The sequence below is a fragment of the Rhodopirellula europaea 6C genome, from assembly GCF_000338295.1.
In the GTDB taxonomy this organism is placed as follows: Bacteria; Planctomycetota; Planctomycetia; order Pirellulales; family Pirellulaceae; genus Rhodopirellula; species Rhodopirellula europaea.
In genome coordinates this window covers 1-6,992 of record NZ_ANMO01000189.1, presented here as the reverse complement: position 1 = coordinate 6,992, position 6,992 = coordinate 1, and the positions used below count along the sequence as shown (strand labels likewise).

At 55.7% G+C, this 6,992-nt stretch carries 3 protein-coding genes; all 3 read right to left on the bottom strand.

What is annotated here, in order from left to right; all coding sequences use genetic code 11:
- Window positions 1-88: 88 nt before the first annotated feature.
- The 3 genes from RE6C_RS19460 to RE6C_RS19450 all read right to left on the bottom strand — a co-directional run bounded on the left by RE6C_RS19460 (window position 89) and on the right by RE6C_RS19450 (window position 6,931).
- Window positions 89-2,191 (bottom strand): peptidase domain-containing ABC transporter, encoded by a 2,103-nt coding sequence (locus tag RE6C_RS19460; RefSeq protein WP_008659298.1) that lies wholly within the window; start codon window positions 2,189-2,191, stop codon window positions 89-91.
- 198 nt (window positions 2,192-2,389) lie between these two features.
- On the bottom strand, window positions 2,390-5,056 hold the full coding sequence (locus tag RE6C_RS19455; RefSeq protein WP_052035010.1) for a YbcC family protein: 2,667 nt from the start codon (window positions 5,054-5,056) through the stop codon (window positions 2,390-2,392).
- Window positions 5,057-5,332: 276 nt separating this feature from the next.
- Complete coding sequence (locus RE6C_RS19450; protein ID WP_008659294.1) at window positions 5,333-6,931, bottom strand: proton-conducting transporter transmembrane domain-containing protein; 1,599 nt, start codon at window positions 6,929-6,931, stop codon at window positions 5,333-5,335.
- Between the last annotated feature and the right edge of the window lie 61 nt (window positions 6,932-6,992).

The window sequence follows — 6,992 nt, the reverse complement described above, 5'->3', positions numbered from 1 at the left end:
GTGAATCATGAGTTGGTGTGGGGTGAATGGATCAGTGATTCAAAACGTTCGTGCATGAAGTGTTCGTCGGATGAGCAGTGCGAACGAATCACTGGCGGCGGATGAACAGGGTTTGGTCGCAGCGTTCGGCGATGTCCATCCGATTGGTAAAGACGAGCAAAGTCCAATCAGGGTTCTCTGGTGCGATGTGTTGCCACAACGTTTCGCGGACCGTCGCGTCGAGTTCGTCCAGCAACCCGTCGATGACCAAGAGCTTGGGCCGAACCGCCAATGCTCGAGCGATCAGCAACCGCAGCACTTGTTCTTGCGACAACGGGTAACCACCGGTTTGCAGCGATGTCTGAAGACCGTTTCCAAGCTGCTCGATCGTGGCCGTCAAACCGACTTGGCCGGTCACCTCGCGAACGCGGTGTTGCCCGATCCCGCGGCGGCCCAAGTCGATGTTTTCCCGAACGGTGCCGTGAAATACGTCTCGTGTTCCGGCGTAGCTGACCAATTTGCCGGAGCCCGATGAGGCCGCTTGCGCCGCTTCGATGCCACAGATTTGAATCAGTCCCTCGGGGACGTCCATTAGTCCAGCGATGGAACGAGCCAAACAAGAACGACCGCTGATGTCGTCACCGGTGATCGCGACTCGTTCGCCGGGCTGGATCGTTTCGGCGGGAATCTTCGAGGACCAAGCCGTGCCACGGAACGCGAGGTTCGACCAAGAAACCTTGGCCGGGCCGTCGTCGGTCGGTCCCAGTTCGATCTTTTGATCCGCGGGGACGTCGACCAAGTGACCGACTTTGTCGATGCCGGCCATCAAGTCATAGAACTTCTCGAGCGACTTGCCCGCTTTTGCAAACGCACCAACGACGACGGTCACGATCAGTTCGCTGGCGACCAATTGTCCCAACGTCAACGCTCCGCCAATCACCAACCAACCACCGAGAGCCAACACGGCGGTCGAGGCGAGCGTTTGAACGGCAATCGCAAAGCCTACTTGCCGAATCACGACGCGAAATTGTCGCTGGCGAGCGGCGATGTAGTCCGCGGTCAGACGGTCGGTGCGTTGGATTGCAAGACCTTCGCCGCCACTGGTTTTGAACACCGACGGCTGCGCGATGACGTCTTGCAACCAGTGTGCGACTCGATATTTGGCAATCGATTCTTCGATCGAAGTTCGAATACCGTTTCGACCCAACAACCAAATAATCGAAACCATCGCGATGACGAGTACGATGTCGAAACCAAGCAGGAACGGATGATAGAACGCCAAGACGATCATCCCCAGTACGGTGGTCAGGACAATCGAGACGCCATCGAGCAACAGCACCGCGGTCGCTTTTTGAATCGTCATGATGTCAAAGAAGCGGTTGGCAAGTTCTCGCGGGCATTCGCCACGAAGATGTTCCTGGTTGGCTCGGGGGAATCGGTGGGCCAGATCGCTGACGATGCGGACGAACTGGCGACGCTGAATGATTTCCACGACGACGGTTTGCAACACTCTCAGCACACCGGCGATCGAGAGGCAGGTCAGCAGCATCATTCCCAAGATGATCAGCGGTTGGAACTGGGTGCCCCAGCTGACCACGTTGACCAAGGATTCCACTGCGAGCGGCGTAGCGAGAGCCAAGACTCCCGCGACAAGCGCGAATAACACGACCATCCAGATGTCGCGTCGGTCGAGGTTCAGCAGCGAGACGAAGCGACGCAAAGGAGTCGGATGTTCATGATGGCCGGCGTGACCATGCGAGGTGACCGAAATGGAATCGCATTCGAATTGTTTGCGAGCGATCAACATTCGAGGCGAAGGCGAAGTCGTAAAAAGTTGGCTCAGCCGGTGCCGGCTGATCACCTTTGAATTGACTTGGTCGTTCGTTGAGAACATCTCGACCGATCGCCAGTTCGCTTTCTCGAGGACTCGCAACGAGCCATCGTCGTAGGCCAACACAATGGGGTTGCCTTCGGCGAGAAATCCAAATGCTTCGGCACCCGATTGCAGTTGGGTTTCGTCCAGCACGATGCCACTTTGCATGGCGCTGGTTTGCAGCACCCACAACGGATCTTCGTCCTCGGGCATCGACTCATTGGACAGCACATCGGCCAGATCGACAGGCAACCCGAGGCTCTGTCCGATTCGGGTGAGCGCCCGCAAGATCGCCTGGTCATCCGGAGCAATCGCGTCAGAAAATTGGGGTGAATCCATGCGAGTTAAAAGGGGCAATCGAATGTCGGGGAGCGAAAATCACGACGTCAAATGTCGCGAGGGGATCGTTTTTCGGTGGGCAAGCCACGCCGACCAAACGGCGTGACTTTTCCTGGACTGGGTTTCGATTGAAGGCGGACGCCGTCTGGTTCGCCGATCCGTGGGAACCAGCCCGTTGTGCCACTGCAGCAGGCCGATTCAGCACGTGCCGCCGACGACTTGCCATTCGCTCTCGGCCTGGGACGTGTTTTCTGTCTGCAGTTGAACCCAAGAACCGTCCGAGTGGTAGCGGTACTTCTGACCCGAGTCGATCGCGACCATGTGCACCCAGCCGTTTTGTAGCAAATTACGAATATTGGCATGTTTCGCAATGACCCGGTCGATCGATTCCCGACTAGCAACCACGACGGTTTGAAGGCGTAGCGGAAGATGCTGCATCTTCAGTCCGCATCCGAGTGATTGGTTCGGCAAACCCGCTTGCAGATCGCCGCCATTCCCTGACAAGACGCCAAATTGCCCGACGACGTTGTGGATGGTTTTGCATCCGCTGCCGAAATGGGTTGGGTCGACTGTGGAGGCGTAGTATTGCATGTTGATCCAGTGTGCCACGACCATCGGAGCGGTGAGGATCGATTCCAACACGGCTCCATTCGAATCAGTTGCTTGATTGTAGCTGTGAAGGAAGGTTCTTCCGTCGAGTGATCGCCCTCGAGTCATTTCTCGAGGTCCGATCAACATGCTGGCGTTGCCCGCCAATCCCCATTCAGGACGAGTTTGCGACCAATCAGACGCTCGCGAGATCAGCGATTCGGTGCTGCTTTCGTTGAGAAGTGGCAACCGCTCCTCGCGTGTTAAGTGACTTGCAGTATCGGCAACGTTTTGAAGATCGGTGACTCGTGCTCGGTGGGAACCTGGGATCGCCTCCAAATCCAACCACTCGATTTGGTCGGTGGTGGTGTTGTGCCAGGCGGCGATGAAGTGAGTCTCGGCGGGAATTTCGATTCCTCGATCCAACAATTGTTTTTGAATTCGTCGGTCGTTGAGCAACATCGCGGCCAATCGTGCGTTGGGAGCGCCTGAGTGACCGCCGCACGCACCGCAATCCAATCCGGCGGCCAACGCGTTGTTGTCAGTTTGGCTGCCGTGTCCACACAAAACGACCATGGGGGCAAAGTTGTCCGTCAGCCCCATGCTGCTGAGAAGACCTTCGACCAAATCAGTTTGCTGCTCCAAATCGATACCTTGTTCGACGAGGTGATCCAGATCCAATGGAATCGCGCCGATCCCGTGAGCGCTGGATGGACTTTTGATTCGCGAATTGTTTCGAAGTTTGGTGCCCATCAAACGGGCGGCTAAATCGAATCCGGAGAACCAGCCCATGGTTTCAACGAACGAGAAGCATCCGACGGCGGATGTTTGAAGCCGTTTCCAGAGTTTCTTACCCGTTTTGATCGTGGTTTGTGTCTCGGCGGTATCGTTCTGCGATGGCGAACGATCACCCACGCATGGCGATGACTTTTCTCGCAAGGCAAATTTGGGCGACAGTAGAACGGGGGCGTGAGTGTCGCCGGAGGATTGACCGAGCGGCACGTATTCAAATGGCAGTCCAAAGAATCCTGCTACACCGAGCGTATCCACCGAGGCGTCCACTTGCTCGAGGTGGCGTCGGAATCGTTCCGACCGCACGTCGATGCAAAACGCCATTTGCACGGCAGGTTTCGTTGGCGTGTCTGTCGTGCAGTCGTCTGAGATTTGTCCGTGGCAATCCGCATCCACCGAGTTGTCAGCGGCAGGTTTGGTCAATGGCAACTTAGCGAGCATGTCGTCTCGGTAGGCAATTTCCATCGCTCGCAACAGGATCTTTCGATCGGATTTGCAATCGTTGTCGGAATCCATCAGTGACAAACTCTGATGGTCCAAGACCGATGACCAATTCACTTCGAACAGGAACGTCTCAGAAATAGCAACGTCGTAGGCAAGCGACATCGCGAGCAAACCGCGGAAGTCATCGAACTGAAGCTGGCCGGTTCCGGTCGGATCCGTTTGCAAACCCTGGTATTTTGTCCATCCGCTCCACCCCGGAAGCGAAAACGCGTGAGCAAGGAGAAACGTTTCCCAGAGTGCTCGCGGAATATTCAGGCGTTGCAACAGATGCACGATCGTTGCTTCGGCCGTGTGAGGTAGTTCGTCAACAAAGCTTCGAAAGCCGGCCAGACCGAGAATTTCGATCCCACGATCGATCTTGGACGTGTTTCGCCAGGCTTGATACAGAGAAAGATTTTTCCACGGGCTCGCCCACGTTGATTGTCCTTCGTCATAGTGCGCTGAACAGTGCTTGCCGATCTCATCCCCCACGATCTCGGTCCAGTCCACTTCGCCGTGCGCGGACAGGCGAGCGGCAATGGTCGCGATCCGCGGAAGTGATGACGGTGCAGGTGTGGTTTGCGTTGCGGCGCTACTGGTATGAAGCCTGCTTTGTAAGGCATTCAAAACGTCGGACTTCTTTTGCGAGACGTCCTTTCCAGGCGAAAGTTCCAACATCGCTGCTTCGATGTGCGAATCAGCAAAGCTGCCAGACTGGTAGTGTGCCGCAAAATGATCCATCGAAGGAAGCAGTTCGCATTTCGAGAAGACTCGCAGGTAGTCTCGCGATTCGTGGAAGGAACGTTCGGACAACCCGGCATACGGATTGACCGCGATCCAATCCTTCAGGGGCCAAACCGGAGAGACCACTTCGCAGACTTGGTCGAGCAACTCTTCGACTTGGCGATAAACATGTGGATCTTCGTAGGCAGCCGGGACAAAAACACTGAGCGGTTGGCCGGTGGCTGTGGATTGATTCTGTTCAGTAGCGATCGTATTCATGATGAACTCTTTTGGATGCAAAGTTGGGTCAAGGAAATGCGGAGATATGTCGGGTGGACTGCGGTCGGCATGAATGGTTGTTGGCACTTCCATTCGCCGATTTGAGGATCGGCCCCGGTATCTGCGAGAACGGATGACTGAATCTGCTTCTGGTTGCCGTTTGGGCGTCAGCCCCGGTTTTGTGTTGGCGGAACCGAGACCAACGTCTGAACGGTGCAGTGGATCAACAGACCAATTGACTCAGTTCCAACCGAAACGTTGACAAGCAGCATCCGATCACGCCGAGGCCGACGCTCGGAAGAAGCGGCGTATACAGTGGTCGATGTAAAACCCGTTGGATGCGTGGATTTGCAGCGTTTGGAACCATGCCGAATCGCTGGCGGATCGAATTCGCAACTGCAGGATCAGCAATCCGATAAAACCCGCCGCGATCGTCGATGTCACAACAAGGTTGCTGGTCGGTGTCGTTGAGTTTGGGAGACTGCCGGCAATCAACGCGTCCGTTGCCAGGTAGCATCCGACGTAAAGCAAACAGATCAGTCCCGAGATGGCGGTGCATTGCGCCACCAACCACCGTGACCCCGATTGGATGGCTTCACCAATCCAATGCGACAAGGCCAAGCAAAGGATTCCGCCCAGAATCAAGCCGCCTGCTTTTTCGTTCGGTGAAACATTCAAAAGAAGGGAGACGATTGCAAACAAAACACAGGATGCGGTGATGGCGAAGGTTGTTTCGTACCACGCCAATGGTCGCTTTAAATCGTTGGCACCCTTCGTCGCTTTGGCGTCGCTGACAACACTGCCGGAACGAAGAAACGAGTTGGCTTTGTAGAGTGAGTGGGCAACGATGTGCACGGTTGCTGCCGTGTAAGCCCCCAATCCGCACTGCAGCATCATGAATCCCATCTGTGCGATCGTCGAATACGCCAGCGATTTCTTCACGCTCGTTTGTGTCATCATCACGGCCGCCGCGAGCACGGTCGTGAACAAACCGATGATGGCTAGAACGTGCAGATTGGTTGGGAATAACTCGAAAATAGGTGAGAATCGAATCACCAAGTATCCGCCCGCGTTGACGATGCCCGCGTGCATCAAGGCCGAAACCGGCGTGGGGCTGTTCAGTGTTTCGGGCAACCAGGTGTGAAATGGAAACTGCACGGATTGAATGACGGCCGCGATCAGTAGAAACGCACCAGCGGCAACGAGCGGTGTCGGGACGGATTGCGAATCACTCAGCATGTTCCCTGCTGACATGAAAATGTCGCGCAACCAAGGGGAGTTGAAGTGGGCGAAAAGAATTCCAAACCCGGCAATCAAGGCTGCGTCGCCGATTCGATTGATAGCAAACTTTGTCCACGCGGCACGCTTGGCACCGGGTTGTTCGGGATTGAGCACCAACAATTGGTGAAGAGCCAAGTTCATCGCGATCCAGGCCGCCGCGAACACAGCTAAATGTCCGGAAGCCATCATCCAACTGACCGCACCGATCGTCACCGCACTAAAGCGACAGTACCGGCTTTGGTTGGGCAATCCGTCCAAGTACTCGATGGAGTATTGGCAGGTGACCCAGCCGATGAAAGCGACGAGAAGCAACATCAAGATCGACAAGCCATCCAACAACACAGGGGACGCAACGCTGCGGTCGCCGGAGACAACTTCGCCGGATGCAAGCAATCCGTCCGTTGCGTGGAAGGATGGAACAAACAATTGGTCAGCGAACACGCACAGCAAGACAGCGACTTGCGAGGCAACCGCAACGTTCGTCCACCGTCGCCAAGAAGTCACGTGGCGGCGACTGAGCGAGTCCGGTACCAAGACGGCAGCGACGAGCGCCGTTGGAATGAGCATCGGCAAATAATTCAACCAATCGGACATCGCGAGCTTCCTCAGAACCTAGAAACGTGAGACGTGAAACCTAAGACGCGAAAATTAAAGC

Coding starts and splice junctions, on each gene's coding strand:
- RE6C_RS19460 (WP_008659298.1), bottom strand. CDS start 2,191: ATGGATTCACCCCAATTTTCTGACGCGATTGCTCCGGATGACCAGGCG.
- RE6C_RS19455 (WP_052035010.1), bottom strand. CDS start 5,056: ATGAATACGATCGCTACTGAACAGAATCAATCCACAGCCACCGGCCAA.
- RE6C_RS19450 (WP_008659294.1), bottom strand. CDS start 6,931: ATGTCCGATTGGTTGAATTATTTGCCGATGCTCATTCCAACGGCGCTC.